Below are 26,254 nucleotides of genomic sequence, written 5' to 3'. Positions count from 1 at the left end.
AGTGCAGGCAATTCGGGCCCGTCTGCACGACGGCCTGCGCTTCCATCGCTGCCGGTGCGCATGACCCCCTGCGCACGGTGTCAGACCGGTTTCACTCAAGCCCCGTAGAATGGCCGCTTTCCGGCGACAGGCCGGGGCACCGGAACGGTCATGATCCACAACGATGTACTGCGCAGCATACGCTATATGCTCGACCTCAGCGACGACAAGGTGGTGGACATCACCCACCTGGCCGACCCCGAGTTCGCGCTCGACAAGCCGCAGGTACAGGCCTGGCTGAAGAAGGAAGACGAGCCGGGCTTTGAGCCCTGCACCGATGCGATGCTGGCGCGTTTTCTCGACGGCCTGGTGCTGCGCTTCCGCGGCCGCGACGAGAGCCAGCCGCCACGCCCGCTGGAAACCCGCGTCGGCAACAACCTGGTGTTGAAGAAGCTGCGCGTGGCCTTCGAATTGAAGGACGTCGACATGCACGCCATCTTCGCCAGCGCCGGTTTCCCGCTGTCCAAGCCGGAACTCTCCGCACTGTTTCGCCAACCCGGCCACAAGAATTTCCGCCCCTGCGGCGACCAGCTGCTGCGCGCCTTCCTCAAGGGCCTGACCGCCCGGATGCGCGAAGCGGGATGATCTTCAGCGCACGCGCTTGGCCGCTGGCGCTTGTCCAGCGGATGCCCTTTTTCGGCGCAAGAGCATGAGAACCGCACGCACGCTCTAAATCGCCACCACGGTACGAATGGCCATGCGCCATCCGTACCGTCGTCGTCAGATCACGCGTGACGGCGCCCAAAACGCAGCAGGTGCGATCAGCTGAAACGTCTGTTGCGGATCTGCTCGCGTTCTTGTTCGGTCATATCATCCATGTGGATGTAGTGGACGCCTTGTCCGCGCGGGGCACTGAGAAGCTGCGACTCGATGTCCTCCTGGTCGCCGTCGGGCGAGGAGATCAGACCCACGATGGTACCGTGCGGGGCAACCCGCCATAGCGCCACACGTTGGAAGACGCGCACCTGGTCGGTATCGGTCACTTGGGGATAGGTAGCGTACCAACCATCGGCAGGCAGGTAGCGATAAGAACCGTAGTCGTTCATAGCGTCTCTGGATTGGCGGAGTGGCCTGCCGATTGTGGAAAGACCTTGACCAAGTGGGATACGGGGATTTCCGATTTAGCGCTGCGATTACGTCTCTCGCACCCGATGTTTCGCTGCAGCGTGGAGCGTTTCGTGCGCTGTATCGTGGTGAGCCGGAACGCAGCGGGCTGCCGGCAGTTGCGCACAGGTCTCTGTCGCACTCTATGCAGCAGAAACGTATCCTTCCCGCGCATGACCGACCCTGCTTTTCCGATCTCCCCGTTGTTGCCGCAAATTCGCGACAGTCTCGCTGCGCATCCGCGGCTGGTGCTGGAAGCCCCGCCCGGCGCCGGCAAGACCACCCAGGTGCCGCTGGCGTTGCTGGACGCGCCGTGGCTGGCCGGCCGCAGAATCGTGATGCTCGAACCGCGCCGCGTGGCGGCCCGCAGCGCGGCGCAGTTCATGGCGCGCCAGCTCGGCGAGCCGGTCGGCGAAACGGTGGGGTACCGCATCCGCTTCGAGAACAAGACCTCCGCGCGCACCCGCATCGAAGTCGTCACCGAAGGCATCCTGACCCGGCTGATCCAGGACGACCCCATGCTGGAAAGCGTCGGCGCGCTGCTGTTCGACGAATTCCACGAACGCCATCTGGCCGGCGACCTGGGTCTGGCGCTGGCGCTGGATGTGCAGGCGCAGGTGCGCGATGACCTACGCATCGTGGCGATGTCGGCCACGCTCGATGGCGAACGCCTGGCCGGCTTTCTGGAAGCGCCGCGGCTGAGCAGTGCCGGGCGCAGTTTCCCGGTGGAGATTGCGCACTTTCCGGCGCGCCGCGACGAAGCGCTGGAGCCGCAGACGCGGCGCGCGGTGGAGCACGCGTTGTCCACGCATCCCGGCGACGTGCTGGTGTTTTTGCCCGGCCAGCGCGAGATCGCGCGGGTGCATCGCGCACTGCAGGATGCGCTGGATCCGGCGGTGCAGGTGCTGCCGCTGCACGGCGAGCTGTCGGTGGAGGCGCAAAGCCAGGTACTGCAGCCCGACCCGCAAGGCCGCCGCCGCGTGGTGCTGGCCACCAACGTGGCCGAATCTTCGGTCACCTTGCCCGGCGTGCGCGTAGTGATCGACAGCGGGCTGGCGCGCGAGCCGCATTACGACCCCAACAGCGGGTTTTCGCGGCTGGACGTGGCCGCCATTGCGCAGGCTTCGGCCGAACAGCGCGCCGGCCGCGCCGGGCGTGTCGCCAGCGGCTGGGCCTACCGGCTGTGGCCGCAGTCGCAACGGCTGGAACCGCAGCGCCGTGCCGAGATCACCCAGGTGGAACTGGCCGGCCTGGCGCTGGAACTGGCCGCCTGGGGCAGCAGCGCGCTGCGCTTTGTCGATGCGCCGCCCAGTGGCGCACTGGCCGCCGCGCGCGAGCTGCTGCGGCGGCTGGGCGCGCTCACCGCAAGCGGCGGCATCACCACGCTCGGCCGGCGCATGCTCGCGCTGGGCACGCATCCACGCCTGGCGGCGATGCTGGCGCAGGCCGGCGATGCGCCGCGTGTGGCGCTGGCCTGCGACCTGGCCGCGTTGCTGGAAGCGCGCGATCCGCTGCGCCAGGGTGGCGATGGGCTGGCCGCGCGTTGGCGGGCGCTGGCGGCATTTCGTCAGGGCCGCAGCGCGGCCGACGCCGATCGTGGCGGCCTGGCTGCCATCGACAGCGCCGCCAAACAATGGCGGCGCCGGCTGCGCTGCGACAGCGCCCCGCCATCCAGCGTGGAGGCGCACGCGCTCGGCGACCTGCTGTCGCACGCATTTCCCGATCGCATCGCCGCACGCCACCCGGCCGACCCGCTGCGCTACCTGCTCGCCAACGGCCGCAGCGCGCGCCTGTTCGACCATAGCGATCTGCGCGGCGAACCGTGGCTGGTGGCCAGCGAACTGCGCTATGAAGCCAAGGATGCGCTGTTGCTGCGCGCCGCGCCGGTGGATGAAGCCTACCTGCGTCGCAGCCTGCCTGAGCGCTTCGTGCAGCAGGACGTGGTGCAGTGGGACGCGGACAAACGGGCCCTGGTCGCCCGCCGCCAATCCAGCTTCGACCGCATCGTGCTCGACAGCCGCCCGGCCGGCCGCGTCGACCCGGCACACGCCGCAGCCGCGCTCACCGACGCAGTGCGTCAACTCGGCCTGGACGCCCTGCCTTGGACAGAAAACCTGCAGCAGTGGCGCGCCCGCGTGCAGTCGCTGCAGAGATGGATGCCCGAGCTGGCGCTGCCCGATCTCTCCGATGCCACACTGCTGGAGACGCTGGACACCTGGCTACGCCCGGCCTTCGCCGGCAAGACCCGCCTGGACGCGCTGGATGAGGCCAGCCTGGGCGAAGCACTGAAGAGCGCGCTGCCCTGGGAGCGCCGCCAGTGGATCGACCGCCATGCGCCCACCCGCATCAGCGTGCCCTCCGGCATGGAGCGCCCCATCAGCTATGCCCTCGACCACGCCGGCCAACCGCTACCGCCGGTGCTGGCGGTCAAACTGCAGGAACTGTTCGGCCTGGCCGAAACCCCACGCATCGCCGACGGCCGTATCCGGTTGACCTTGCACCTGCTGTCGCCCGGCGGGCGGCCGTTGCAGGTGACCCAGGACTTGAAGAGTTTCTGGGCGAATACGTATCCGGACGTTAAAAAAGAGATGAAGGGGAGGTATCCGAGGCATCCGTGGCCGGACGATCCCTGGACAGCTGCCGCAACCCACAGAGCAAAACCACGCGGCACCTGAAACGCACGGACCCGCGGCGGCGGTGAAACAGACAGGCGCTCGCAATCTCCTGCGGCGCGGACAGCTGCAGCAACCCACAGAGCAAAACCACGCGGCACCTGAAACGCACAGACCCGCGGCGGCGGTGAAACAGACGGGCGCTCGCAATCTCCTGCGGCGCGGACAGCTGCAGCAACCCACAGAGCAAAGCCACGCGGCACCTGAAACGCACGGACCCGCGGCGGCGGTGAAACAGAAGGGCGCTCGAAATCTCCTGCGGCGCGGACAGCTGCAGCAACCCACAGAGCAAAACCACGCGGCACCTGAAACGCACGGACCCGCGGCGGCGGTGAAACAGGCGGGCACTCGGAATCCACCGCGGCGCACTACCTAACCGTAAGCCAAACGGCACCCGGTCCCGCTAACGCCGCCTATACGCATCAGCGCACAGACTGCAGATCACGTACTCAGAAAGGAAACGCCTCCGATGAGCAAGCTGACTGTGATCACCGAACGCGCCCTGGAGCGTGCCCTGGAACTGGCCGGCACTGCGGGCGACCAGCTGCGTCATGCCGCGTCCAACGCGGGCGACCAGGCACGCCACGCCGGCAGCAGCCTGCGTCATTTCGGACCGAGCGCAAGCGAATGGCTCAAGACCGGCGCCGCGCTCGGCGCAGTGCGCACCGGTGGCAAGGCCGCCAGCAAACTGGTCAAGCGCAACCCGGCCGTGACGGTTGCCGCCGCGGTCGCAGGCCTGGGCCTGATCGGCTATGCGGTGTACCGCAAGCGTCAGCGTGACCAGCAGGTGCTCGGCGGCAATGTGCATCGTCTGGATCGCGAACATGCCAGCAATGCCAACGCACGCCGTGCGGCCTACCAGCGCCGCGGTGCAGTGACCCCGAGCGACGGCATCGAATAAGCCATCGCGCGAAGTCATGCATAAACGCCACGGCCTGATGCCGTGGCGTTTTTCGTTTGTGGCATGCATGTCTGCGTGCAGCGCAATGCACCGATGTCAGCGATTGAGGGGCCCACGCTGCGTGCCGTCTGCGTCATATGATGGGACGACCATCGAACCCATCGAATAACGGTCGGCCATGCGTGGCTCAGGCGAAGCGGGAGACAAGAACAGGATCTGCCCGCTCACACGCTCCGGTCGTTGCGCCCGCTGGCGATGCGAACGTCCTGTCAGCGGCTACACGCGTTAACGCAATGCCACGCGTACCGCGCCCGCCACAGATGCCACACCTCAGCGCGGGCTCCGGCGCGGGCGCGCGCTGGCGGTGTCTTCAGCGCGCCACTGCCCAGGTGCAAGCGCGTCCAGCCGCCAATCGCCGATGGCCACGCGCACCAGGCGCAAGGTCGGCAAGCCCACCGCCGCGGTCATGCGCCGCACCTGACGGTTGCGGCCTTCGGTGATCTGCAGCTCCAGCCAGGCATCGGGCACGGTCTTGCGCACGCGCACCGGAGGATCGCGCGGCCACAGCTGCGGTGCCGGGTCGAGCATGCGCACCTGTGCCGACCGGGTGGGTCCATCGTTGAGCACCACCCCGTCGCGCAACGCCTGCAGTTGTTCGGGCTGTGGCGCGCCCTCCACCTGGACCCAGTACGTCTTGGGCTGTTTGTGGCGCGGGTCGGTCAGCCGATGCGCCAATGCACCGTCATCGGTCAGCAACAGCAAGCCTTCGCTGTCATGGTCCAGACGGCCTGCGGCATACACATCGGGCGGCAAGCCGAATTCGGCCAGCGTGCGCTTGGGCGGCTGCGAGCGGTCGCTGAATTGCGAGAGCACACCGTAGGGTTTGTTCAACAACACCAACATTGCCAATCCTGTTGCGCGACGCGCTGCACATACCCGATGACGTCAAACATCTGCATGCCGACACGCGCAGCGCGCCGGCATGCAGCCGGGCGTCAGCGCTTGACGAACTTCAAGGTCATGCGGTCGCTCTCGCCGATGGCCTGGTACTTGGCATCGTCGGCCTTGTCATGGCTGTTGCTGGGCGGCAGCGTCCACACACCGCCCGGGTAATCCTTGGTGTCGCGCGGGTTGGCGTTGACCTCGCTCTTGCCAACCAGGGTGAAACCGGCGGCTTCGGCCATTGCAATCACCTGTGCCTGGCCAACGTAGCCGCTCTTGTCGTCGGCCGGCACATCGGCCTTGGCGCGATGTTCGACCACGCCAAGCACGCCGCCGGGCTTGAGCACCTTGTAGAAGCCGGCGAACATCGCCTCGGCAGTGCCGGCCATGCGCCAGTTGTGCACGTTGCGGAAGGTCAGTACCAGGTCGGCGGAGTTGTCCACGCCAAAGGACGGCGACTTAGGCACATACGACACGAGCGAGGGCTTGCCATACACCTCCGGCTTGGCATGGAACTTCTTCTCCAGCTCGTCGCGCGCACGCTGCGCGTAATCGCGGCTGCGGCCTTCCGGTGCCGACGCCGGGTCGACCACCGCAGCCACGTACTTGCCCTTTTCGCGCAGGTACGGCGCCAGGATTTCCGAATACCAGCCGCCGCCGGGAGTAATTTCGATGACGGTCTGGGTCGGCTTGATGCCGAAGAACGCCAACGTCTGACCGGGATGGCGATACTGATCGCGCTGCACGTACACGCGGTCGCGCCAGTTGCCGTTGATGGCTGCCTGCAATGCGGCGTCGGGCGCGGGCAAGCTCGCGCTATCGGCAGGCTTGACCGCCATCGCCAGCGGCGCGCTCATCGCCACCACCACACCCATCACACATGCACAGGCCAGCTTGTTGCCGATCATCGCAGCACCCTCATCCGGGAAAAAGTAGCGCGAGCCTAACATGCGCTCCCGGGCCTGCCATGTGCCCGTCGTGCATCCGCACAAGGCCTGTTGCCGCGTCCCCCGTCGCCGACATGTTCAGATCCTGTGAGCTGCTGAGGACGATCGGCGGAACGCTGAATCCACGCAGATGTCACACGCAACATCGGTGTGCGTGACTATCCTGTTGCCAGTTCGAATCAGGAGCATCCACGATGACCCAACCCCGCGCACTCGGCCGCTCCGGCCTGCAGGTTCAACCGATCGTCTTCGGCGGCAATGTGTTCGGCTGGAGCGCCGACGAGGCGACCTCGTTCGCCTTGCTCGATGCATTCGTGGATGCCGGCTTCAATCTCATCGATACGGCCGATGCTTACTCCGGCTGGGTACCGGGCAATCGCGGCGGCGAATCGGAAACCATCATCGGGCGCTGGCTTGCGCGCAGCGGCAAGCGCGACAAGGTGCTGATCGCCACCAAGGTCGCCAAGTGGAGCGAGCATCCCGGCCTGTCGCCGGACAACATCGCAGCAGCAGTGGAAGATTCGCTGACGCGTCTGCAGACCGATGTGATCGATCTGTACCAGGCGCACGAAGACGACGAATCGATTCCGCTGGAAGCCACGCTGGCGGCATTCGGCCGACTGATCGAGCAAGGCAAGGTGCGTGCGATCGGCGCGTCCAACTACAGCGCTGCGCGCCTGCGCGATGCGCTGGATATTTCCGAGCAGTACAAGCTGCCGCGCTACGAAAGCCTGCAGCCGGAATACAACCTGTACGACCGCGCCGGTTACGAAGCCGAACTGGAGCCCCTCGTGCGCGAACGCGAGCTGGGCGTGATCAGCTATTACTCGCTGGCCAGCGGCTTTCTCACCGGCAAATATCGCAGCGCCGACGACGCTGGCAAGAGCAGCGCACGCGGTGCATCGGTGGTCAAGCAGTACGTCAACCCGCGTGGACTGCGCATCCTGCAGGCGCTGGACGATCTGGCCGTGACGCACAACGCCACGCCTGCGCAGATTGCGCTGGCCTGGCTGATCGCACGCCCCGGCCTGACCGCGCCGATCGTCAGCGCCACCAGCGTGACCCAGTTGCACGATGTGCTGGCAGCCGCACGTGTGGCGCTCAGTGCCGATCAGATCGCGCAACTGGACAGCGCCAGCGCGCCGGAGTCATCGGCACCGCGCTAGTGCATCAGGGGGCATGTCGCGTTGTGTGCCGACCATGCACCCTGCTGCGCCTGTGACAGCACTCTCCCGCGCAGCCGCACAGCGGCTGTGCTCACCCGACCGCCCACGCGCGGACTGCCTACGAGCCATTCCCCATGACGTCCATCATCAACCGCCGCATCGTGCTGGCATCGCGCCCGCACGGAGAACCCAGCGCCGACAATTTCCGCATCGAAGAGGTCGCCGTCGAACCGACCGGCCACGACCAGATTCTGGTCCGCAATCGCTTCCTGTCGCTGGACCCGTATATGCGTGGCCGCATGGACGAAGGTCCCTCTTACGCCGCGCCAGTGGCCATCGATGCCGTGATGGAAGGCGGCACCGTCGGCGAAGTCATTGCGTCCAATCACGCCGACTATCAGCCTGGCGATCTGCTGGTGCTGCCCGGCGGCTGGCAGACGCATAGCCTGTTGACCCCCACGACACCCCTGCGCAAGCTGCCCAAGGACGACAGCCTGCCACTGAGCACCGCGCTCGGCGTCTATGGCATGCCCGGCTTTACCGCGTATGCGGGCCTGCATGAAATCGGCAAGCCACAGCCCGGCGAAACGCTGGTGGTCGCTGCCGCCAGCGGCCCGGTCGGCGCCACGGTGGCGCAGCTGGCACGCCTGCAGGGCCTGCGCGTGGTCGCCATTGCCGGTGGCGAAGAAAAAGTACGTTACCTGCGTGACACGCTGCAGGTGGAGGTGGCGCTGGACCACCGCGCCGACGACTTTGCAGAGCAGTTGCGCGCCGCAACGCCGGACGGCATCGACATCTATTTCGAAAACGTTGGCGGCAAGGTGTTCGATGCGGTGCTGCCGCAGCTCAACGACTTTGCACGCATCCCGGTCTGCGGCGTGATCGCGACCTACAACAGCCGTGGGCAAGCCCACCCCGGCCCGGATCGCCTGCCCGACTTCATGGGCCAGGTGCTGCGCAAACGCCTGACGGTGCGCGGCTTCATCCAGCACGATTTCATCCGCCTGATGCCTGCCTTCCTGCGCGAAATGGGCCAGTGGCTGCGCGAGGACAAAATTCAGTACCGCGAGCACGTGCTGCACGGCCTGGACAGCGCCCCGCAGGGCCTGATCGACGTGTTGCGCGGCAAGAACTTCGGCAAGGCCGTCGTCGCTCTGGACTAACGGTATTCGTCGTGCCTCTCTACACCCTTCGCGCTTGCGATTTTCCATTCCCAAGCGACCCAATGCGCGGCGGCGCCAGCGCCAATCATTCGTGATCCCACACACGACTTCGGCGAACCAGCAACGTTCGCCGAGCACCTTGCCACACTGGGTGCGGGGTTCATGATCGGAGAGCGACATGGGACTATGCATTTCAAAGCCGGCGATGTCTGGGTCGAGCGTGGCAGCGTCACCTGAGCATCCCGAAAGCCCTGCCTCAGAGCAGGTCACCGCCCCCACGCCTTTACCCGAGCCATCGGTGCCGCCTAGCCTGCAGGGCTTGGCGAGACTCGGCGCTGCCCGTGCGAGGCGGAGGCGCTCCGGGAAACCGACCCTGCAGCCGCACGAAGTCCAGCAGGCCGCCTACCAACTCGGAATGCGCCTCAGCGGCAGGCCCATTGAAGACGTTCGCGACCGTCAACGCCTGGCCGACGCTACGGCAACGGTGCACGAGACACGGCTGGCCTTGCATCATGGACGAGGCAATATCGAGAGCGATTTTCGGCTCAGCAATGGGCGCAGCTCCACCTGTAGTTACCTGTCTTACAGTTTCCTGTCTTACTGGCCCGGGAAACATGACATCAATTTGATGGCAGGTTGCGCGCTGGCTGTCAGCGCAGGCAATTGTGACCAAAACGCAGCGATCAACACACGCCGGCATGCGGCCCGCATGGAGGGTGGCGGGCAGATAACCAACGTCTGTGACCAAGCGTGCGCCCACATGTACGCGCTGTACCAGCCTCCAGGCTCGGCAGAGGCCCAAGACTCGGCCGTCGTTCTCGACTCGTGGTCCGATGGTCCGGCGGTTCTACTCAGGGATTCGCGCTGGGCCGGAACATACCACCGCACATCCACCTATCCGATTGAGCGCTTCGACAAGCCGGGTGCAATCGATGCGCTGGCCAGGACCCGCGCATTGCAAGCCGAAATCGAGGATCCGCAAACCGAGTTCCATGCACATCTGCGCGGCGTGGAGAGCGTCGTTCGCACCCCGCCCGTACCTCGCAAGATCTATGCCTCAACTCCGGTCATCGCCCCCGACCTGGTCCAAAGTACGCGCCAGAGGCTGCAAGAGTTATCGCCGCGGACGCGTAAGGCGCTGGCCGCCGATGCGGCGCGGCAAGCCTACGGACTGGATGACGCACAGCCCATCTCGCCGCGCACGACGTCAGCGATCCTGAAAGACGCAGCGCGCCTGGATGCCTTGGGTCGCCCTCCCTTGAGTTGGGCGCCAACTTCTCACGCACGGCTGAAGCGTTTTGTCACCAATGCCCGAACCAATGCAAGGCAGGCTTTCTGGTATCGACGCGGGTGGCGCCCGCCTGTCACGGTGGCGAGATGAACGCCCCTTCGATCAGGCGAACAGCTGCCTGATCGTTCAGCGGTACCCCGTCATCGGCCTGATGGGCTGATGGCGGCCCGCCGAACACCTTTGCTGCGCAATACGTTGTTGGTAGACGGTGGAATTCAGCTGCGCGGCACCGGCAGCCTGTGCGCAAGACCGTGTCGTGATGCACGGCCCGTGCAGAAACCTCGGGTTGAAGATGATCCGGTAATGCTGCCGGGTGAGATGCGCCTTTGAACGGACGCGCAAGCGTCAGCTGTTAGCCACGTGCACGACACATAACCGCGAGGTGCGGCCCGATCGCCGCTAGTTCAACGGCCCGATCGCCACCGCCTGGCGGTCGATGCGGTGCTTTTCGGCAAGCGCCTGCATGCCTTGCAGGGTCGAGGCGATCAGGCTCGCGTAACGCAATCGCCACAGGGTGGCGCGGTCGTTGTCGTCGTGCGTGCTGCCCAGGCCGTCGAGCACCTGCGGCAAACGGCGGTCGGCAAGCGCCGACGCTGCCAGGTAGGGCTTTGCGGGAGCGATGACATCCACCGGCTCGCGCCAGTCGTTGGCCACCTGCCGGGCGATGCCGGCCAGATGCGAAAGCTGGTGCATGCCGATCAGCGTCTCGTGCAGCATCTCGCGGCATGCCCATTGCCACAGCGCCACCTTTTCCGACGGGTCCTGGGCAATCTCGGTAAGCGCCAGGTCTACCTTTTCGATGCGTGGGTCGAGCATTGCGTGGCTCCGATGCTGCTGTGCAACATAATCCACACCATCAGCCGTGAGAATCAAGTGAGCGCGTCGTTTGAATGCCGTCAGTGCGCCGATGCTCGACCGGGTTCACGCTTCGCTGCAGCCGCTTATCGACGCGCACCGGCGGCACCCTGACTTCCTTCCCATGGCGGCGCCCTGCACCGTGCGCAATGCTGAAGGCCCGATTCCCAAGGCCACCACATGCGCAGCACCGTGTTTTTCGCACCGTTGTGGCTGCTGGTGGCCTGCGCCGCACAGGCCCAGACCGCAGCGCCGCGGCTGTCCTCGCAGCAATGCACGGTCAGCACCTCCTACGACGTGCTCGCAGATACCGGCGGTATCTGGCTGCGCCGCAAACAGGGCCTGCCGCGCGAGATCTTTTTCCACGGTGGCGAGCTCAACGTGGACCGCCAGCCACAGCCGGTCAGCGCCGCCGACGCGCAACGCCTGCGCGAGCTGGAGCAAGGCACGCGCGCGTTGATGCCGGCGGTGGCGTCGCTTGCCCAGTCGGTGGTCGACATCACGTTCGATGCGCTCAATGGCGTGGTGCACGTGCTGTCCGGCAGCGCGCGCCAGCAGCGCAAGGTCGAGCAATTGCGCACGGCAGCACAGGCGCAGGTGGCGGACACCCTCGGACGTGGGCGGTGGGAGCAAGCCGTATTCGACGAGCGCTTCGAGGCCAAGGTCGAACATGCGGCCGAAGCGCTGGCCGGCAGCCTCACCCGCAGCATGATGTGGACGGTGATGAGCGGACGCGCTGCGCAGTTGGAGCGCCGCGGCGAGCAACTGGATGCACAGATGCAGCAGCAGATGCAGGGCCGCAGCGACGCGCTCCAAGCGCAGGCCCGCACCCTGTGCGTGCAGGCGCAAGCGCTCTACGCCGTGCAGCAAGCGCTGGAGTACCGCTTCAACGGCGAGCGCCTGCAGATGCTGGAGCTCAACGCGCACCCGCAGCCGGCGGATGTCGTGGCCTCCACTGGCGTGGCGGCGACGGCGAGGCGCTAAGCAGCGTGTCGCCTTGCGCGCGTCTGCTCGATGCGCTTGCCGTGCGTCACGGTGCGTACGCCGCGCGTCGCATGCCATGACAGGCGACGCCGAAGTGCCCGCTGGCGCGTCATCGCCGGGCAACGCGTGCGCGAACCCGCAATCTTCTCAAGCCACAACGCACAACGGCCCGACGCATGCGCCGGGCCGTCGTTGAAACCGTGACACGCACTGCGCATCACGGCCAGGCCTGCATTACGCCAGGGTCAGGGTGACGTCGATATTGCCGCGGGTTGCGTTGGAGTACGGGCAAACCTGGTGCGCCTTGTCGACCAGCGCCTGCAGGTCGGCCTTGTCCATGCCCGGCACGGCGATACGCAGTTCCACGACGATGCCGAAGCCGCCCGGAATCTGGCCGATGCCCACGCTGCTGTCGATGCTCACTTCGCCCGGCAGCTTGAGCTTGTCCTGTGCGGCCACGGCCTTCATCGCACCGATGAAACAGGCAGCGTAACCGGCTGCGAACAGCTGCTCCGGATTGGTACCGTCGCCGCCGGCGCCGCCTAGCTCGCGCGGGGTGGACAGCTTGGCGTCCAGCGCCTTGTCCGAGGACACGGCACGGCCTTCGCGGCCGCCGGTGGCAGTGGCGTGGGCGGTGTAGAGGACTTTTTCAGGTGAGGCCATGGTGGTTCTCCAGGGTGAGCGCGAGGGGCGCATGAGGGTTCAATAGTTGACGATTGAATCGTGTACGACGCGTTGCAAAACAGTGGACATGCCGGAAGCTCACCCGGCGCCAAGGCTGGAGCGTAGCTTCTCCAGTTCCTGCTTGAGTTGACGCAGTTCGTCCAACGAACAGGCCGACGCACAAAACACCTGTTCCGGTACCGCGCCCGCCTTGCTGCGCAACGCACGGCCGGTCTCGGTCAACGCGATGATGACCTGGCGCTCGTCGTTGGCCGCACGCGTGCGGGTCACCAACCCGGCCGCCTGCAGACGCTTGAGCAACGGCGTGAGCGTGGCCGAATCCAGGTACAGGCGCTCGCCGATCTCCGACACGCTGCGTTCATCGGTCTCCCACAGCACCAGCATGACCAGGTACTGCGGGTAGGTCAGGTCCAGCGCCTTCAGCAAGCCGCGGTAGAGCTTGTGCATCGCCAGGTTGGCCGAATACAACGCAAAGCACAGCTGGTTGTCGAGCTGCAGCAGCGCATCGGTGCGGGCAGTGGTGGCCGTGGCGGTGTCCATGGGGCGCAATTTACATAGTGTACGATCTAATTGCAAGCGATTTTTTGGGATGTTCTCTGCGGCTTGGCTCCGTAGAGGACCATCGGCCATTGCGACCAGAACTTCGGACGCTGGCTGGGAGCTGGGGCCTTCGCAGTAGCGCTGCAGGATCAGGCGCTGTGGCAGGGATGCCACAGCCGCGCGTGACATGGCGGCGGCACGTATCACGATCGCCGGATGCGCACGGCATCACCTGGGGCGCCTCATCGGCTCCACGAAGGAATTGAAGGACGTACCAGCAACAACCCGACTATCGTCGTCAACCGCAGTTGAGCGGTCACGCTGCCGGCAGTGCAGTGCCACCACCGCACATGCACGGCAGTGGCAATCGCACAGGTCATCGCCTATCCGATGACCGACTCACGCGCGATGCGCCGTTGCCAGATACTCCGCGCTCTGCATTTCGATCAGGCGCGAAGCGGTGCGCTCGAATGCACCGGCCAGGCGCTGGCCGCTGTATAGGGCCGGCGGTGCGTCTTGCGCGGTGCAGACCAGATTGACATGGCGGTCGTACAGCTCGTCGATCAGGTTGACGAAGCGGCGCGCGGCGTCTTCGTTCATGCGGTCGAAGTGCGGAATACCGCCCAGCAACACGGTGGTGAACTCGCGCGCAATCTCGATGTAGTCGCTGGGTCCGCGCGGGCCTTCGCACAGCGCAGCAAAATCGAACCAGGCGATGCTCTTGCCGCGTGCGCGCACCGGAATCTTGCGCGCCTCGATTTCGATATTGCCGGCACGCGCTTCGGCGTTGCCGCTCAACTCGGCCCAACGCTGCGCAAGCCAATCGTCGGCCTGCGCATCCAACGGCGCGCGATACACCGGCGAACGCGTCAGCGCGCGCATGCGGTAATCCTCGGTGCCTTCGGCGTAGAGCTCCACGCAGAACTTCTGCAGCAACCCGATCGCCGGCATGAAACTGTCGCGCTGCAAGCCGTTGGCATAGAGGTTTTCCGGCGCGGTGTTGGACGTGGTCACCAGCGTCACGCCTTCGGCGAACAGGCGTTCGAGCAAACGTGCCAGCAGCATCGCATCGCCGATATCGGTAACGAAGAATTCGTCCAGCACCAGCACGCGCAGGTTTTCGCGCCACTGCTGGGCGATGCGTGCCAACGGATCGCTTTGACCGGCGTGCTCGCGCAACTGCTCGTGCACGCCGCGCATGAAGCGGTGGAAGTGGGTGCGGTATTTCTGCTTGATCGGCAGGCCGTCGTAGAACAGATCGACCAGAAAAGTCTTGCCGCGCCCGACACCGCCCCAGAAGTACAAGCCGCGTACCGGCTCTGGCTTTTTCCAGAACGCCGACAGCCGGTCCAGCCAACCATCTTGCGCGCTGTCCACCAGCGCCTCGTGGATGCGGTCCAGCTCGGCCAAGGCCGCCTGCTGCGCAGGGTCGGCGCGCCAGTCGCCGCGTTGTACGCCGGCGGCGTAGCGCTGCGACGGGGTCATCTCACTCATTGCATTCTCCGCGGGCCGCCGGCTGTTGCGCGGACCGCTCAACAGCGCATCGCCTGGCGATACGCGTGGGCCGTGCCGCGGTCAGGCTGCGGCCGGCAACCAGCGCCGGACACCATGCTGGATCGCACCGCGCAGGTCGATCAATTTGCGGTGGAAGAAATGGCTGGTGTCGGGCATGCGCACCAGCTCGGGTTGCTGCTCCAGCGTTTCCAACCAGTCGTAGACCGCCTGCGGGTCGACGATCTCGTCGGCATCGCCCTGGATCACCAACCATTGCGCCGGCGGCTGGATGTTGCTGAAATCCCAGCGCCCGGCCGGCGGCGCGATCGAGATCAGCACCTGCGGTTCGAGCGAGCCGGCGGCGCGCAACGAGACATACGCGCCGAAGCTGAAACCGCCCAACCACAACGTGTGGCCTGGCCGTTGCGCACGCACCCACTCGGCAACCGCACGCAGGTCGTCCTGCTCGCCATCGCCATGGTCGAACGCGCCGGCCGAATTGCCGACGCTGCGGAAATTGAAGCGCACCACGGTGATACCCAGCTCGCGCAGCGCGCGCGCGGCCATGGTGACGACCTTGTTGTGCATGCTGCCGCCCTCGGTGGAGAGCGGATGGCAGAAGATGGCGGTGACCGCGTGTGCGGCAACATCCGGCTCGGGCAGATCGACCGCGACATCCAGCGGGCCGACCGGCCCGTCCAAGGTCAACGCAGCCGATTCGGTGGGGAATGAGGGATTGGACATGCCTGCATAATAGCCGCCCCGCCGGCCGCGTTCATCGCCCTGCCTGCACACTTCGTTGCGTTGCCCATGCATTTTCTGCTGTTTGCCGTTGTCTGCAGTGTCCTGGTGTCGGTGCTGTTGAAGCTTGCGCCACGCCACCGGATCGACGTGTTTCAGGCCATTACCTGGAACTACGCCACCGCTGCACTCCTGGCCTGGCTGATCCTGCATCCGGCGCTGGACACGCTACGCGCCACGACTACTCCCTGGTTGGCGTTGCTGCTGTTGGCCGTGGCGCTGCCCTCCATCTTCCTGGTGTTGGCGCGGTCGGTCGCGGTGGCCGGCGTCGTGCGCACCGATGTCGCGCAACGCTTGTCGTTGGTGCTCTCGTTGGCCGCCGCCTTCACCGTTTTCGGCGAACCGGTCAATGGCTGGAAACTGGCAGGGCTTGCGCTGGGCATGGTGGCCATCGTGTGCATCGTGCGACGCCCCCGTCAGCACCTAGCGACCGATCCGCTGCCGAGCACAACCGGCCTGCCCTGGCTGATTGGCGTCTGGATGGGCTTTGCGCTCATCGACCTGCTGCTCAAGCACATTGCGCAGGCCGGGACACCATCGCTGACCTCGTTGACCTTGTGCTTTGCGCTGGCCTTCTTGCTGATGCTTGGCGTGCAGGGCGTGCGTTGGGCACGTGGCGCACGCCTGAGCACCCGCAGCATGCTTGCCGGCGTGCTGTTGGGTGCGCTCAATTTCGGCAACATCCTGTGTTACGTACGTGCCCACCAGCTGCTGCCGCACAGCCCGGCGACCGTGTTTGCCAGCATGAATCTGGGTGTGGTCGTGTTGGGGGCACTGGTGGGCACATTGGGATTTGCCGAACGCCTGGGCCTGCGCGGCTGGTTGGGGCTGGCACTGGCCGCACCGGCCATCGCGGCGATTGCCTGGGGAATACGCCTGGGTTGACGCCCGCTTTCGGCCTGCGCGACGTCGGTTCGCCATCCGCCTTCCGCGCCGGTTGGCGGTCGCTAGCATGAGCGTGCATTCCCGCGGGAGTTTGTGATGCGCCTGACTTCGTTCTTTCGCAGCACTCATCCGGTTGCCCCGGAGCCGTTCAATCCGGCAGCCACCGATACGGCAGCGACAGCAGGTGCGACGCCGTCGCCGCACCTGCTGTCTCACGCGCCCAAGGCCGGCACCGCGCAGGGCGCGGCCAAATCGCGGCAAGGCATGCTGGCTTCGGCACGCAAGTCGCTGGCCATGCTACGCAAACAGCTGCCGTCGATGTGCATGGGAGCGCCAGCCACGAAAACGGCGCAGAGCCAGCCTGCGCTGGCCACATCGGCACCGAACGCTGCCAGGCAAGGCACGCACCCGCGTCCACCGGCACTGCAGGCTGGCGTCGATGCGCGATGGAAGGCGCCCGAGGCGATGCCTCAGCCGCGCAATCGTGCGCCGATATACACAGCAGCGCCACCGCAGCAACCGCCGTCGCCGCCACGCGCGTCAGAACGCTTTCAGCAACGTCAACGCGCTCCCGAGCAACAGCGGCAGCAGCAGGTTCCAAACGTGGCCAGGCGCGAACCGCTACGGCCGCCGCAGCAGCCGACGTTCCCCGTGCGGCCGGCACCGGCTGCTTCCCCGAAAGCGGCGACACCGGCTCCGCCCTCGCCGTCCAGGCGGCTACGCCCGGTGCGCAACATGAATCTGGAATTGGCCGCGCTCAACGAGCAGTGCCATTACATCGGCCGGCGCCTCTACAAAGAGCGCCGGGCGCCTAGCCCGCAGGAAAGGTCGGTGTTCGAGATGCGTGCGGCCCTGATCGCCGAGCGCGACGCCGTGCGCGATCGGCAGCTCGATGGAATGTTGGCGGCGCTGGCGCCATTGGAAAAGATCGCTGCGCCGAGGACCACCAGCAGCCGGCTGGCCATGGTCCAATATGACGTGATGCAGTCCAATCGCCGTGCGTTGCTTGCGGTGCGCGAAAATATCGACATGACCAAGATGGCACGGTATTACGCGCGCGCGCAGCGGCGCCTGCAATCCTTGAAGGAGAGCGATGCTCCGCCCGACAAGATCCGACGCCTGGAACGCATGATGCAGGGCTATACCAACGTGCTGGCGCTGGAAGACATGGTCAAGCGCACCGACGACCAGTTGCATCGGATGGGTGCGCCACGCTTGATGGACAGCATCCCCACCACGCCGCAGGAGCGTGCGCTGTCCGAGCAGAACGAACGCGACGACCATCAGGAGGCGATCAACAACGGCTATTGAGCGCGTCGTCGTTGCGCGCAAAGCGTCCGCGGACCGCCAGCGCCCACGGAGGCCCTGGCGTCAGCCACGACACAGCGTGCCGTTGACCAGAACTGCGATCTCGCCAGTGCGATGAGGCTGGCGATGGCCGCGGCTCGCCCGTCGGGCGGCAGCAGTGCTGCCTTCAACGCGCCCAGTGCGGGAATGGGTCGTCCAGCAGTTGCCATTGCGCCGGCCCCTGCCGTAGTTCCTGGTCGCTGAGCAGGCACGCGTCCAGCGCGGCGCGTGTACGCGGTGCATCCATGTCCACGCCGATCACCGCCAGTTCCTGGCGGCGGTCGCCCCAGAGCGGATGCCACAGCCGCTGCATCGCGGCGTATTCGTTGGCATCGCCCACCTCGTGCGGTTGCGGCAGTGGCGCGGTCCAGCACCGCGTCTGTTGCCGCTGCCAGCCGATATCGGTGTATGGCAGTGGCGTGACGCTGGTCTGCAGCGGCTGGCCGACCGACTGCGCATCCACACGGTGGCGCGCAGCGAACCAGAACCCGGCCGCGCTGGTCTGGGTGGCACCGCCCACGCTGGACAGTTCACCCACCCAATCCATGCGACTGGCCAGCCAGAAGAAGCCCTTGCTGCGGATCACCTGCGGCAAGCCGCTGTGCACCATGCGCGCGAAGCGCTGCGGATGGAATGGCCGGCGTGCGCGGTACACGAAGCTGCTGATGCCGTATTCCTCGGTCTCGGGCGTGTGCTGGCCGCGCAGCTCCTGCATCCAGCCCGGCGCCAGCTGCGCACGGGTGAAATCGAAACGCCCGGTGTCCAGCAGCTGCTGCAGCGGCACTTCGCCGTGCGCGGCATCCACAATTGCCGCGTCGCGGTTGAGCGCGCGCAACACGGCGCGAAGGCGTTGCAGCTGCTGCGCGTCGATGCGGTCGCACTTGCTGATCACCAGCACATCGGCGAACTCCACCTGTTCGCCCAGCAACTGCACCAGCCCGCGCGTGTCGTCCGGGCCGGCTTGCTGGCCCAGGTCGGCCAGCGTGGCAGCCGAGCCGAAGTCTTCCAGGAAACGGCTGCCGTCCACCACCGTCACCATGGTGTCCAGCCGGGCGATGTCCGAGAGGCTGAAACCATCGGCATCGCGCACTGCGAAGGTGGCTGCCACCGGCATCGGCTCGGCAATACCGGTCGATTCGATCAGCAGATAGTCGTAGCGACCCTGCTCGGCCAGCCGCCGCACTTCCTGCAGCAGATCGTCGCGCAGCGTGCAGCAGATGCAGCCGTTACTGAATTCCACCAGCGTCTCTTCGGTGCGCCGCAACGCCGCGCCGCCCTCGCGAACCAGCTGCGCGTCGATGTTGACCTCGCTCATGTCGTTGACGATGACCGCCACCCGCAAGCCGTCGCGGTTGTGCAGGATGCGGTTGAGCAAGGTGGTCTTGCCCGCACCCAGAAAGCCGGATAACACGGTGACGGGAAGGCGCGCATCGCGCTGGGGGGACAGAGACATCCTGAGAACCTGGCGGGAAAGAAGTGTTACTATATAACACTTACTGGACCGGATGCTTCTGATGCGCGCCACCGCCTCCCTGCTGGACAGCTCGGCCATCGCCTTGTCCGGGTTATGCCTGTTGCATTGCCTCGCCCTGCCGCTGCTGGCCGCCACGCTCCCGCTACTGGGCGCCTGGAGCCGGGCCGAGTGGATACATGTGATGTTCGCCACGGCGGCGGTGCCGCTGAGCGGCTACGCGCTATGGAGCACGCATCGCCGGCACGCCCTGCCGGCGCCGGTCTGGGTGCTGGCGCTGTGCGGACTGGCCGGGCTGGTGATTGGAGCGAGCGGTCTGGTCGGCGATGCGCTGGAAACACCGGTCACGGTCGCCGGCAGCCTGCTGCTGGCCAGCACGCATCTGCTCAATCTGCGGCTGCGTCGCCGCACACACTGCTAGACCTAGCGGTCAAATCTAACTAGGTGCACAACGTCTGCATCAGGAAGACTCAAGAATCAGATTCGGCTCGAGTGAATTCTTGGCTAATCCTCAATTGCCCAAGAGCTTCTTCTTCTCGGCGTCGTACTCGCCATGCGTAATTGCACCAGCATCAAGTAGTGCTTTGAGTTTTGCGAGATTCTCATACTTGGCCGCGCTGTCTGAAGCTGACGCTACGGGCTCAGGTGCACCACACTGAAAGTAGATGGTTCCCGTTGCTCCGCGAGCGGCCTGCCTTAGATGGCCGCTGTTGTTAATCGTGCCTGGAATAGCTTCCGAGCCATCTCTTTGAAGCAAAAAGGCCTCTTTCCCGTTTTTGGCCTGACAGAACTTACCAGCCTGCTGCATAAGCTTTGCAACGATCTTGTCTGAACTTCCAAAGATCGTGATGTTCTGCTCGACGAGCATGTACTTGCCTTCTCCGATCAGAGTTGGCTCCTTTGCAAGAGCAGTGACGCTGACAGAAAGCAGCGCCGCTACACACAGAAACTTCATTATTCCTCCGATCAGATGATGATGAAAACTAGTAAACATGACCCACCAGATCGCGCTACAACGAAAAACCCAGCAACACCGGGTCGTGATCGGAGCTGCGCCACGGCCCGGGCAGGTTGCGCTTGGCGTAGCCGGCGTCGTCCATGACATCGGCATTGATATGCCATTCGGCCGCGCCACGCAGCTGCTTGGCCATCGCCGGGCTGAGCAACGCATGGTCCAGGCGCCCGCTCAGGCCGTCGTAAACGTAGCTGTAGGGCTGCTTCACACCGGCCACTGCAAACGCGTCCTGCCAGCCGCTGGCGCGCAGGCTGCGCATCGGCATTTCCATCGCATAGGCATTGAAGTCGCCCAGCAGCACGGCGAGCTTGGTCTGCGCGCCAGTGGGGTCGGTCTGCAGCCACTGGTGCAACCGCTTGGCCGATTCGGTCCGGGTGGCATTCCAGCAGGCCTGGCCGTCCTGCTGATCGGCGTCGGCACCACTGGCGTTGCCGCAGCCTTTGGACTTGAAGTGATTGGCGACCACCACGAAGGTGGCTCCGCGGGCACTGCGAAACGCCTGCGCCAGCGGCACGCGACTGTGGTTCTCGAACGGCCCGCCGGTCAGCGTGGCCGGCTTGCCGACCGGGGTGACCTGCGAGCTGCGATAGAGGATGCCGACCCGGATCGCATCGTCGCCCGGGCCGCTGCCGGTATCGACGAACTGCCAATCCTTGTCCTTGCCGGCAGCGTTGAGCGCGGCCACCAGTTGCGATACCGCCGCATCGGCGCCGTTGCCGTCGTTTTCCACTTCCATCAACGCAGCCACGTCGGCGTCCAATGGCACGATGGTGGCGACCAGCTTGGCCAGCTGCGCCTGGAACTGTTCGTGCGTGCGTGCGCCACGCTTGGTCGGGAAGCCACCGCCACGGCCATTGCCGTTGAAGAAATTCTCCAGGTTGAACGAGGCAATACGCAGATCGCCGCCCACCTGCGGCGCAACGGCTGTGGGCATCGCCGGCAAGGTCAGTGGGCTCAGCACCTGGATGCGATAGTTGCCGTCGTAGCGTTGATCGACGATGCCATCGACCGATTTGAGCAGGCTGCCGCTGCGCAACACCGGATCGGCCGGCAGATACGACACCGTCTTGGGGCTGCGGCCGTTGCGCGCATCGTCCAGCAACACGCGACGACGTGCGTTATCGGCCTGCACCTGCGCGAACGCCGGCGTGCCGGCAGCGGCGACCTCGCTCGGCTGCCACAGGCGTCCGCCGAACGCGGCGAACAGCTCGCCGTACGTATCCAGGCGGTCGCTGCCATTGAGCGTGAGCGAGGCGATGCGCACGTGCTCGCCTTCCAGCGCTTCCCAGTTGGCCGGCGGGCCGCTGAGCATGCGCACCGGCACCGGCTGGCCACTGGCAAGCCGCTCGATGCTGCTGGCGTCCACGGTGGTCAGGCTCGCCTCGCCACCTGCCGAAACCTCGCGCACGGTGCCGACGATGCGCACGCGGTCGCCCACCGCCAGCTCGGCATTGCCGGCCCCGGTGACGAACAGGCCATGCGAGCGCCGCGGTTCGAACCCGGGCTGCTGCACGAACAGGCCGGCCAGCCCCGCGCGCGTATCGGCGGTGACGATTGCTTCCACCTCCACCACGCGACCGTCGTACGGGCTGCGGCTGTCTTCGCCCTGCACGTCGGCAATCGAGAGCCGCTGCGCGGCACCATCGGCGGCGCTGCACAGCAACGGGGCCAACAGACCAACCAAACCGAGCACAACCAGCGGGCGAGGCGACATCGAACGACTCCAGTGAGTGGATCAAACGCAAACGCCGCCCGGAAAGGCGGCGCGTGATAACGAAAAAGCGCGGAAACAGGCTAGCAAACGATGGTCAATGACCGCCAGGCACATACGCTGCGCAACCGTGATGCGGCTAACGCGTGCACTGATGCAGTGCTGCAGCGCCTAGGTCACCTCTGCACGCGAGGCGTTTGATCAGGCGCGCAACACAGCCAATGCGCGGTACCAGGCGGGAATCGCAGACCCATCCGCCTCCGCCGACTTGCCGAGCCCTTACTTGAGGTTGCCCAGCATCCAATCGACAGTGGCGCGCACCTGCTCTTCGGTCAGCGCCGGGTTGCCGCCCTTGGGAGGCATGATGCCGCCATCCGGACCGGTGTAGCCCTCGATCGCGTGCTTGTACAAGGTGTCCTTGCCCTGTGCGATGCGTGCATCCCAATGCGAATGGTCCAGCGTGGGCGCCTTGCCGACACCGGTGGTGTGGCAGGCGGTGCACAGGTTGTTGAAGATGGTCTTGCCGTCGGTCGTACCGCCGTAAGCAGACTGCGAGGCGGCCTTGGCCAGCGCCGCGGCCTGGGCTGCGGCCTGCGCGGACGCGCCCGTGGCGCCGGCATACACCGCACCGGCAGGCGCAATGCGTTGCTGCACACGTTTTGCGGCGGTGGGCGAGACTTCGTCGGGGATAGCGCGTTGCAAATACGCTGCCAGGGCGATCAGGCCCAGGGTGATCACCACGAGTAAACCGATCACCATCGAGAATTTTTTCAGGAACTCGAGGTCGTAATTCCGCACGCGCTCACCCCTGGCTGTTGGTCGAAGACCTCTGCTAGCGCCGGAGTATAGAGCACACTTTGCGCCAGTCTGACCAGCCTGTATGACAGTTTTCGCAGCGATGGGCGCTGCGCGCCCGGTGGGCGGATGCTTCTGTCCACGGGCACGCTCGCCCCGGCTGACCAATTGCCGCAGCGCCGCATGCCGCGCATTGGTCTCCGTTGTGGGAATTGCGTATCATTCCCAACAACCACGGTGGCGCGGTTCTCGCCTCGCCGGTCCCGTCCTTGAGGAGTCGCCGCGATGAAATCCTTCCTGCTGTCCTGCCTGGCCTTGGCCAGCATCAGCCTGTCTGCCCAGGCCCACGAAATCTGGATCGAGCGCGACGGCAGCGGCCCGGTGCGCATCTTCTTCGGCGAACCGGCGCAGGACGCGCTGGACCACGGCGAAGACGAGATCAAGCGCGTGGTCAAGCCGAACGTGTTCGGCACTGCCGGCAAGGCCGGCCCGCTGCAGCGCGGGACCGAGTTCCTGACCGCGCCGCTGGCCGGCAGCGGCGATGCGTGGTTGAGCGACGACAGCGTGTTCGAGCCGTGGAAGGGGGAAGCCGGCGGCTTCGAGACGGTGAGCTATTACGCACGCGCCGGCCGTGCCACACCGGCTGCAAAGCTCGATTTCGAGCTGGTTCCCACCGCTGCCAATCGCAATACGCTGACCGTGCTTTATCGCAACAAGCCGCTGCCCAAGGTGGAAGTGACGGTGATCGACCCGCAAAAGTGGCAGAAGACGCTGACCTCCGATGCCAAGGGCCAGGTGACGCTGCCCACGCTGCGCGCCGGCCGTCACATCCTGGTGGCCACCCACAAGGAACCGGTGAAGCGCGAGATCGCCGGCAAGCAGGTGTCGATGGTGCATCACATCAGCACGCTGACGTTCCTGGCCGAGTAAGCGTGGTCGGCACATCTCCCGCGCACTCATGGAACGGGCGCTGCCGCTGCGCGGTGGCGACGCCGGGCTTGCGCGTCCCATGCCACACGCGGGAACCACTTGCGGTTGCCGGCCCACCCGGCTGGGCAACGTTGCGTTGCGGTATGGCGGTTGCCCCACGTCCATCGCGCGCGGTGGCGTGATGTCCAGCGCCTCGCCCCTGCCGCTTGCCTGGTTCAGGCGCCCCTGGCTGGGCGTGCTTGCGCGCACGCTGGCAGCCATCTTCGGTGGCTACGCGCTGGCCAGCGCCACCAATCTGTTGCTGGCGCTGGTGCTGCCGATGCCGCGCAGTGAAGCGGTATTGACCAGCATGCTGATCGGAATCGTGGTGTGCGCGTGTGCGCCGTTGTGGGCCTTCGCCACCGCCAGCGTGTGGCGTGCCTGGGCCGGCATCGCGGTGCCGGCGGCGTTGATGTTTGCGTTGGCCACGTGGCTGCAACGGAGCGCGGCATGAAGCAGGGCTTTCGCCAATCGATGGCGTGGCTGCACACCTGGACCGGGCTGCTGGTCGGCTGGGTCTTGCTGCTGATCTTCATGGGCGGCACGGCCAGTTATTACCGCGACGAAATCAGCCGCTGGATGCGCCCGGAACTGCCCACCACCACCGTGAGCACCGCCACCGCGCTGCGCAGTGCCGAGCAGTATCTGCAGACACACGCAGCCGATGCAGTGAGCTGGAACATCACCTTGCCGGATCCGCGCACTCCGGTGGTGAGCATGTACTGGCAGAATCCCGCGCCCGCCGACGGTAAACCGGCAGAGCGCCGGCAGATGTACGGCACCGCCATCATCGACCCCGCCACCGGCAAGGACATCGCCGCACGCGACACGCTGGGCGGCGAGTTCTTCTACCGGCTGCATTTCGACCTGCATTACGTGCCGGTGATGTGGGCGCGCTACATCGTGGGGTTCTGCGCGATGTTCATGTTGGTGGCGATCATCAGCGGGGTGATCACGCACAAGAAAATCTTCAAGGATTTCTTCACCTTCCGCCCCGGCAAGGGGCTACGGTCGTGGCTGGATTTCCACAACGTCAGCGCGGTGACCGCGCTGCCGTACCACGCGATGATTACCTACACCGGCATCGTGACCTTGATGTTCATGTACCTGCCGTGGGGCATCAAGGCGCGCTATGCCGGCGATGAGATGCGCTTCTACGACGAGGCGGCCAACCGGGTGGCCGATACGCGCAAGGCCGCCGGTGTACCGGCGCACATGCTGCCGCTGGAGCAGTTCGTGGCACGTGCGCGCAGCGACTGGCGTGGTGGCCAGGTGAGCAATGTGGCGGTGTCACTGCCCAACGATGCGCACGCTGCCGTCGGGGTGAGCCAGTTGGCCGACAACCTTTCCACCGACGTGCCCTCCATCCTGTTCGATGCAGTGAGCGGCGAGCGCCTGCAACGCAGCGGGCCGCCGGGCGGTGCCAGCCAGACGCGCGGGGTGATGGTGGGCCTGCATCTGGCCCATTTCGCCGGGCCATGGCTGCGCGCGCTGTTTTTCGGCTCCGGCCTGCTGGGCTGCCTGATGGTGGCCAGTGGCGTGGTGATGTGGGCAGTGAAAGAACGCCCCAAGCATCTGAAAGCCGGGCGAATCGGTTTCGGACTGCGCCTGGTGGATGCACTCAATATCGGCACCGTGGCCGGTTTGCCGATCGCATTTGCCAGCTTCTTCTGGGCCAACCGCGTGTTGCCGGTCGGCCTGGATGCGCGTGCAGCGATGGAGGCCAATGTGTTTTTTGCTGCGTGGGCCACGGCATTGCTGGCCGCATTCGTGTGGCCGCGGCGTGCGATGTGGAGCTGGCAGCTCTATCTGGGCGCGGCGTTGTTCGCGCTGGTGCCGGTGCTCAACGCGATCACCACCGATGCGCATCTGGGCGTGACGCTGCCGGCCGGGCAATGGGCACTGGCCGGTGTGGATCTGGTGTGCCTGTTCCTGGGCCTTAGCCTAGGCATTGCCGCCTTTCGCCTGCAGCGTTGGAAAGCGCCGCAGCCGGCTTCGGCACGACGCGCGCGCGCTGCGGCTGCCGCAACGCCCGTGCCGCACACCGCGCCGATCCAGGAAAGCGCATGAGCGTGTTGCTGTTGCTGGCGCTGAATTTTTCCGGCTTTGCTGCGCTATGCCTGGCGATGGACAAGCATCAACTGGAACTTCACGGCCGCCTGCTGGGCACTGCACGGTCGCGCCAACTGCGTGTGCTGGCTTGGTTGCTGCTGTGTGTCACCTTCGCGTTGGCGGTGCATGCGCAGGGCTGGGGCATCGGCGCAGTGCTGTGGCTGGGCACGTTGACCGCCAGTGCGGCGGTGTTGTCGCTGTGGCTGCTGCCGTATCGGCGCGGCGCGATCGTGCCGGCCGCAGTGGCTGCACCGGTGCTGGCGGGTGTGATGCAGGTGCTGATTGGTTGAAGGTGGTTCGCGGCTGATCAGAGGTCTACTGCGTGCGTTTGCATGCCGACCCGGCGGCAACGAGCAGCATGAAGCA

26 protein-coding genes are annotated in these 26,254 nt (G+C 65.8%); 14 read left to right on the top strand and 12 right to left on the bottom strand.

Going from position 1 to position 26,254, the window contains the following annotated elements; genetic code table 11:
- Window positions 1-150: 150 nt before the first annotated feature.
- Window positions 151-624, top strand: a complete 474-nt coding sequence (locus LN450_RS22060; RefSeq protein ID WP_003489391.1) for a YehS family protein — start codon at window positions 151-153, stop codon at window positions 622-624.
- 176 nt (window positions 625-800) lie between these two features.
- Here LN450_RS22060 and LN450_RS22055 read toward each other — a convergent pair whose 3' ends face one another.
- Entirely contained in the window at window positions 801-1,085 is a 285-nt protein-coding gene (locus LN450_RS22055) for a hypothetical protein (RefSeq protein WP_008572328.1), read from the bottom strand.
- A gap of 231 nt (window positions 1,086-1,316) precedes the next feature.
- On the opposite strand from LN450_RS22055, the gene hrpB reads away from it, so the two are divergent.
- Window positions 1,317-3,818: an ATP-dependent helicase HrpB gene (gene hrpB / locus LN450_RS22050; protein WP_039417196.1), complete on the top strand. Its 2,502-nt coding sequence runs from the start codon at window positions 1,317-1,319 to the stop codon at window positions 3,816-3,818.
- A 466-nt stretch (window positions 3,819-4,284) separates the two neighbouring features.
- Window positions 4,285-4,716, top strand: coding sequence for a hypothetical protein (locus LN450_RS22045; protein ID WP_008572324.1), 432 nt, complete (start codon window positions 4,285-4,287; stop codon window positions 4,714-4,716).
- 330 nt (window positions 4,717-5,046) lie between these two features.
- On the opposite strand, the gene LN450_RS22040 is transcribed toward LN450_RS22045, so the two are convergent.
- On the bottom strand, window positions 5,047-5,619 hold the full coding sequence (locus LN450_RS22040) for a pseudouridine synthase (RefSeq protein WP_011346002.1): 573 nt from the start codon (window positions 5,617-5,619) through the stop codon (window positions 5,047-5,049).
- Window positions 5,620-5,711: 92 nt separating this feature from the next.
- Complete coding sequence (locus LN450_RS22035; RefSeq protein ID WP_011346001.1) at window positions 5,712-6,566, bottom strand: class I SAM-dependent methyltransferase; 855 nt, start codon at window positions 6,564-6,566, stop codon at window positions 5,712-5,714.
- A gap of 233 nt (window positions 6,567-6,799) precedes the next feature.
- Here LN450_RS22035 and LN450_RS22030 point away from each other — a divergent pair, with 233 nt between their 5' ends.
- The 3 genes from LN450_RS22030 (at window position 6,800) to xopE (ending at window position 10,315) form a co-directional block, all read left to right on the top strand.
- On the top strand, window positions 6,800-7,771 hold the full coding sequence (locus tag LN450_RS22030; protein ID WP_011346000.1) for an aldo/keto reductase: 972 nt from the start codon (window positions 6,800-6,802) through the stop codon (window positions 7,769-7,771).
- Window positions 7,772-7,905: 134 nt separating this feature from the next.
- The gene (locus LN450_RS22025) at window positions 7,906-8,934 is read left to right on the top strand and encodes an NADP-dependent oxidoreductase (protein WP_011345999.1); all 1,029 of its coding nucleotides are present in this window, start codon (window positions 7,906-7,908) and stop codon (window positions 8,932-8,934) included.
- Between the two features lie 178 nt (window positions 8,935-9,112).
- On the top strand, window positions 9,113-10,315 hold the full coding sequence (xopE, locus tag LN450_RS22020; protein ID WP_011345998.1) for a XopE/AvrPphe family type III secretion system effector: 1,203 nt from the start codon (window positions 9,113-9,115) through the stop codon (window positions 10,313-10,315).
- Window positions 10,316-10,624: 309 nt separating this feature from the next.
- On the opposite strand, the gene LN450_RS22015 is transcribed toward xopE, so the two are convergent.
- Complete coding sequence (locus tag LN450_RS22015) at window positions 10,625-11,041, bottom strand: hypothetical protein (RefSeq protein ID WP_011345997.1); 417 nt, start codon at window positions 11,039-11,041, stop codon at window positions 10,625-10,627.
- A gap of 219 nt (window positions 11,042-11,260) precedes the next feature.
- On the opposite strand from LN450_RS22015, the gene LN450_RS22010 reads away from it, so the two are divergent.
- Window positions 11,261-12,064 (top strand): DUF2884 family protein, encoded by an 804-nt coding sequence (locus LN450_RS22010; protein ID WP_011345996.1) that lies wholly within the window; start codon window positions 11,261-11,263, stop codon window positions 12,062-12,064.
- A 234-nt stretch (window positions 12,065-12,298) separates the two neighbouring features.
- Here the strand turns inward: LN450_RS22010 and LN450_RS22005 are convergent, their stop codons facing one another.
- The 4 genes from LN450_RS22005 to LN450_RS21990 form a co-directional block, all read right to left on the bottom strand.
- Window positions 12,299-12,727: an organic hydroperoxide resistance protein gene (locus LN450_RS22005; protein ID WP_008572311.1), complete on the bottom strand. Its 429-nt coding sequence runs from the start codon at window positions 12,725-12,727 to the stop codon at window positions 12,299-12,301.
- Between the two features lie 99 nt (window positions 12,728-12,826).
- The gene (locus tag LN450_RS22000; protein ID WP_005912321.1) at window positions 12,827-13,288 is read right to left on the bottom strand and encodes a MarR family winged helix-turn-helix transcriptional regulator; all 462 of its coding nucleotides are present in this window, start codon (window positions 13,286-13,288) and stop codon (window positions 12,827-12,829) included.
- A gap of 399 nt (window positions 13,289-13,687) precedes the next feature.
- Window positions 13,688-14,782: a cell division protein ZapE gene (zapE, locus tag LN450_RS21995; protein WP_011345994.1), complete on the bottom strand. Its 1,095-nt coding sequence runs from the start codon at window positions 14,780-14,782 to the stop codon at window positions 13,688-13,690.
- 81 nt (window positions 14,783-14,863) lie between these two features.
- Window positions 14,864-15,526 (bottom strand): alpha/beta hydrolase, encoded by a 663-nt coding sequence (locus LN450_RS21990; RefSeq protein ID WP_011345993.1) that lies wholly within the window; start codon window positions 15,524-15,526, stop codon window positions 14,864-14,866.
- A gap of 66 nt (window positions 15,527-15,592) precedes the next feature.
- On the opposite strand from LN450_RS21990, the gene LN450_RS21985 reads away from it, so the two are divergent.
- Window positions 15,593-16,468, top strand: coding sequence for an EamA family transporter (locus tag LN450_RS21985; RefSeq protein WP_011345992.1), 876 nt, complete (start codon window positions 15,593-15,595; stop codon window positions 16,466-16,468).
- Window positions 16,469-16,564: 96 nt separating this feature from the next.
- Window positions 16,565-17,779, top strand: a complete 1,215-nt coding sequence (xopR, locus tag LN450_RS23305; RefSeq protein ID WP_011345991.1) for a type III secretion system effector protein XopR — start codon at window positions 16,565-16,567, stop codon at window positions 17,777-17,779.
- A gap of 163 nt (window positions 17,780-17,942) precedes the next feature.
- Here the strand turns inward: xopR and LN450_RS21975 are convergent, their stop codons facing one another.
- Window positions 17,943-19,268 (bottom strand): GTP-binding protein, encoded by a 1,326-nt coding sequence (locus LN450_RS21975; protein WP_011345990.1) that lies wholly within the window; start codon window positions 19,266-19,268, stop codon window positions 17,943-17,945.
- A 52-nt stretch (window positions 19,269-19,320) separates the two neighbouring features.
- Here LN450_RS21975 and LN450_RS21970 point away from each other — a divergent pair, with 52 nt between their 5' ends.
- Window positions 19,321-19,707, top strand: coding sequence for a MerC family mercury resistance protein (locus LN450_RS21970; RefSeq protein WP_008572283.1), 387 nt, complete (start codon window positions 19,321-19,323; stop codon window positions 19,705-19,707).
- A 90-nt stretch (window positions 19,708-19,797) separates the two neighbouring features.
- Here the strand turns inward: LN450_RS21970 and LN450_RS21965 are convergent, their stop codons facing one another.
- The 3 genes from LN450_RS21965 to LN450_RS21955 form a co-directional block, all read right to left on the bottom strand.
- The gene (locus LN450_RS21965; RefSeq protein ID WP_074038650.1) at window positions 19,798-20,043 is read right to left on the bottom strand and encodes an SHOCT domain-containing protein; all 246 of its coding nucleotides are present in this window, start codon (window positions 20,041-20,043) and stop codon (window positions 19,798-19,800) included.
- A gap of 253 nt (window positions 20,044-20,296) precedes the next feature.
- Window positions 20,297-22,015, bottom strand: a complete 1,719-nt coding sequence (locus LN450_RS21960; RefSeq protein ID WP_011345988.1) for an ExeM/NucH family extracellular endonuclease — start codon at window positions 22,013-22,015, stop codon at window positions 20,297-20,299.
- 276 nt (window positions 22,016-22,291) lie between these two features.
- Entirely contained in the window at window positions 22,292-22,810 is a 519-nt protein-coding gene (locus LN450_RS21955; protein WP_008572280.1) for a c-type cytochrome, read from the bottom strand.
- A 282-nt stretch (window positions 22,811-23,092) separates the two neighbouring features.
- Between LN450_RS21955 and LN450_RS21950 the strand changes: the two genes are divergently transcribed.
- The 4 genes from LN450_RS21950 to LN450_RS21935 all read left to right on the top strand — a co-directional run bounded on the left by LN450_RS21950 (window position 23,093) and on the right by LN450_RS21935 (window position 26,178).
- Complete coding sequence (locus LN450_RS21950; protein WP_008572279.1) at window positions 23,093-23,737, top strand: DUF4198 domain-containing protein; 645 nt, start codon at window positions 23,093-23,095, stop codon at window positions 23,735-23,737.
- Window positions 23,738-23,918: 181 nt separating this feature from the next.
- A complete protein-coding gene (locus LN450_RS21945) occupies window positions 23,919-24,230 on the top strand; it encodes a DUF3649 domain-containing protein (RefSeq protein ID WP_008572273.1) in 312 nt (103 codons plus the stop codon).
- Window positions 24,227-25,846, top strand: coding sequence for a PepSY-associated TM helix domain-containing protein (locus LN450_RS21940; RefSeq protein WP_008572272.1), 1,620 nt, complete (start codon window positions 24,227-24,229; stop codon window positions 25,844-25,846). Before LN450_RS21945 ends, LN450_RS21940 begins: the two co-directional genes overlap by 4 nt.
- Window positions 25,843-26,178: a DUF3325 domain-containing protein gene (locus tag LN450_RS21935; protein WP_011345987.1), complete on the top strand. Its 336-nt coding sequence runs from the start codon at window positions 25,843-25,845 to the stop codon at window positions 26,176-26,178. The genes LN450_RS21940 and LN450_RS21935 overlap by 4 nt, the downstream gene beginning before the upstream one ends.
- Window positions 26,179-26,254: the final 76 nt, after the last annotated feature.

Source organism: Xanthomonas euvesicatoria pv. euvesicatoria, from assembly GCF_020880415.1.
GTDB classification, from domain to species: Bacteria; Pseudomonadota; Gammaproteobacteria; order Xanthomonadales; family Xanthomonadaceae; genus Xanthomonas; species Xanthomonas euvesicatoria.
The sequence above is the reverse complement of the archived record's forward strand: the minus strand, read 5'-3'. Positions and strand labels throughout refer to the sequence as shown.

Coding starts and splice junctions, on each gene's coding strand:
- LN450_RS21935 (WP_011345987.1), top strand. CDS start 25,843: ATGAGCGTGTTGCTGTTGCTGGCGCTGAATTTTTCCGGCTTTGCTGCG.
- LN450_RS21950 (WP_008572279.1), top strand. CDS start 23,093: ATGAAATCCTTCCTGCTGTCCTGCCTGGCCTTGGCCAGCATCAGCCTG.
- LN450_RS21975 (WP_011345990.1), bottom strand. CDS start 19,268: ATGTCTCTGTCCCCCCAGCGCGATGCGCGCCTTCCCGTCACCGTGTTA.
- LN450_RS21960 (WP_011345988.1), bottom strand. CDS start 22,015: ATGTCGCCTCGCCCGCTGGTTGTGCTCGGTTTGGTTGGTCTGTTGGCC.
- LN450_RS22040 (WP_011346002.1), bottom strand. CDS start 5,619: ATGTTGGTGTTGTTGAACAAACCCTACGGTGTGCTCTCGCAATTCAGC.
- LN450_RS22015 (WP_011345997.1), bottom strand. CDS start 11,041: ATGCTCGACCCACGCATCGAAAAGGTAGACCTGGCGCTTACCGAGATT.
- LN450_RS22010 (WP_011345996.1), top strand. CDS start 11,261: ATGCGCAGCACCGTGTTTTTCGCACCGTTGTGGCTGCTGGTGGCCTGC.
- LN450_RS22000 (WP_005912321.1), bottom strand. CDS start 13,288: ATGGACACCGCCACGGCCACCACTGCCCGCACCGATGCGCTGCTGCAG.
- LN450_RS21990 (WP_011345993.1), bottom strand. CDS start 15,526: ATGTCCAATCCCTCATTCCCCACCGAATCGGCTGCGTTGACCTTGGAC.
- LN450_RS22030 (WP_011346000.1), top strand. CDS start 6,800: ATGACCCAACCCCGCGCACTCGGCCGCTCCGGCCTGCAGGTTCAACCG.
- LN450_RS22060 (WP_003489391.1), top strand. CDS start 151: ATGATCCACAACGATGTACTGCGCAGCATACGCTATATGCTCGACCTC.
- LN450_RS22025 (WP_011345999.1), top strand. CDS start 7,906: ATGACGTCCATCATCAACCGCCGCATCGTGCTGGCATCGCGCCCGCAC.
- xopR (WP_011345991.1), top strand. CDS start 16,565: ATGCGCCTGACTTCGTTCTTTCGCAGCACTCATCCGGTTGCCCCGGAG.
- LN450_RS21985 (WP_011345992.1), top strand. CDS start 15,593: ATGCATTTTCTGCTGTTTGCCGTTGTCTGCAGTGTCCTGGTGTCGGTG.
- LN450_RS21970 (WP_008572283.1), top strand. CDS start 19,321: ATGCTTCTGATGCGCGCCACCGCCTCCCTGCTGGACAGCTCGGCCATC.
- LN450_RS22045 (WP_008572324.1), top strand. CDS start 4,285: ATGAGCAAGCTGACTGTGATCACCGAACGCGCCCTGGAGCGTGCCCTG.
- xopE (WP_011345998.1), top strand. CDS start 9,113: ATGGGACTATGCATTTCAAAGCCGGCGATGTCTGGGTCGAGCGTGGCA.
- LN450_RS22055 (WP_008572328.1), bottom strand. CDS start 1,085: ATGAACGACTACGGTTCTTATCGCTACCTGCCTGCCGATGGTTGGTAC.
- LN450_RS21940 (WP_008572272.1), top strand. CDS start 24,227: ATGAAGCAGGGCTTTCGCCAATCGATGGCGTGGCTGCACACCTGGACC.
- LN450_RS22035 (WP_011346001.1), bottom strand. CDS start 6,566: ATGATCGGCAACAAGCTGGCCTGTGCATGTGTGATGGGTGTGGTGGTG.
- LN450_RS22005 (WP_008572311.1), bottom strand. CDS start 12,727: ATGGCCTCACCTGAAAAAGTCCTCTACACCGCCCACGCCACTGCCACC.
- zapE (WP_011345994.1), bottom strand. CDS start 14,782: ATGAGTGAGATGACCCCGTCGCAGCGCTACGCCGCCGGCGTACAACGC.
- LN450_RS21945 (WP_008572273.1), top strand. CDS start 23,919: ATGTCCAGCGCCTCGCCCCTGCCGCTTGCCTGGTTCAGGCGCCCCTGG.
- hrpB (WP_039417196.1), top strand. CDS start 1,317: ATGACCGACCCTGCTTTTCCGATCTCCCCGTTGTTGCCGCAAATTCGC.